The organism is Xanthomonas sp. SHU 166 (genome assembly GCF_000364685.1).
GTDB lineage: Bacteria > Pseudomonadota > Gammaproteobacteria > Xanthomonadales > Xanthomonadaceae > Xanthomonas_A > Xanthomonas_A sontii.
Genome location: NZ_AQOJ01000998.1, coordinates 1 through 1373 on the forward strand (window position 1 = coordinate 1; position 1373 = coordinate 1373).

Here is a 1373-nt window from a genome sequence, read left to right on the forward strand (position 1 = left end):
GGGTCGGCTTCGTCCGCCACCGGCGCATCCGCTGGCGGCTGAATGCCCAGGGCCTGGACGTGTTCCGCGGGCGCCTGTGGCAGAGCGAGACGCACGTCCCGATCTCGCGCGTGCAGCACCTGGACCTGCGCCGCGGCCCGCTGGAACGCGCCCTGCGCCTGGCCACCCTGGTCGTGCACACCGCCGGCACCCGGCATACCGCGGTCGCCGTGCCCGGTCTGGATCAGGCCGACGCCGAACGCCTGCGCGAGCGCCTGGCGCACCAGCTCGACCACGACGACGACGCGCTGTGAGCGGCCTGGCCGACGCCGAACACACCACGCCGGTGCGGCGCCTGCATCCGTGGTCGTGGCTGTTCGTGCTGCTGCAGCACCTCAGGCATTTCCTGCTGCCGTTGCTGGCGCTGCTGGTGTTCGGCAGCCGCGACGGCCACCGCGATCACGCCGATCACCTGGTGATGCTGGCGGTGTGCAGCGGGCTGGTGGCGGTGTCGCTGCTGCGCTATCTCACCTACCAGTACCGCATCGGCCACGACAGCCTGAGCATCCGCAGCGGCTGGCTGGAACGCAGCCTGCGCGAGATCCCGTTCGCGCGCATCCACAACGTGGTGGTGCACCAGTCGCTGCTGCACCGGCTATTCGGCGTGGCCGAGGTACGCCTGGAGTCGGCCGGCGGCACCAAGCCCGAGGCGCAGATGCGGGTGCTGCGGCTGGACCAGGCGCTGGCGCTGGAACAGCAGATCCGCCACCGCGCACCCGCCGCCGACACGATCGCCGCGACCGATGCCGACGCTGCACCCGCTGCCGCGCCGGACAGCGAACTGCTGCTGGCGCTGCCCACCACCGAGGTGCTGCGCCAGGGCCTGATCTCCAACCGCGGCATGGTGGTGCTGCTCACCGCGTTCGGCGCCACCTACCACCTGTTCCCCGAGCGCATGATCTCCAACGCGATCGAGCACTACGGGCGGCAACTGTTCGGCTACGCCACGCACCTGCAACTGGGCTGGATGGCGGGCGCGGTGACCTTCGCCATGATGCTGGCGACGCTGTTGCTGCTGATGCGCGCCTTGTCGATGGGGCTGGCCATCGTGCAGTACCACGGCTTCCGGCTGAGCGAGAGCGAGCGCCGGCTGACCGTGGAGCGCGGCCTGCTGACGCGGTTGCGCAGCAGCGTGGCGCGGCGCCGGATCCAGGCCTGGACCCTGCACGAAAGCGTGCTGCAGCGGTTGCTGCGGCGGCGCAGCCTGCACATCGACACGGCGGTGATCCAGTCGCACCACGGGCACGGGCACGACCACGCGCTGACGGAACTGGCGCCATTGGCCACGCCGGCCGCCTGCGATGCGCTGCTGCAGCGGCTGCTGCCGCAGATCG

At 71.4% G+C, this 1373-nt stretch carries 2 protein-coding genes; both read left to right on the forward strand.

Going from position 1 to position 1373, the window contains the following annotated elements; genetic code table 11:
* Positions 1-293: PH domain-containing protein (locus tag D180_RS22135; RefSeq protein WP_017914493.1), on the forward strand; the 293-nt coding region annotated here is incomplete at its 5' end.
* On the forward strand, positions 290-1373 hold a 1084-nt coding region (locus tag D180_RS22140), incomplete at its 3' end, for a PH domain-containing protein (RefSeq protein ID WP_017914494.1). The genes D180_RS22135 and D180_RS22140, both read left to right, overlap by 4 nt.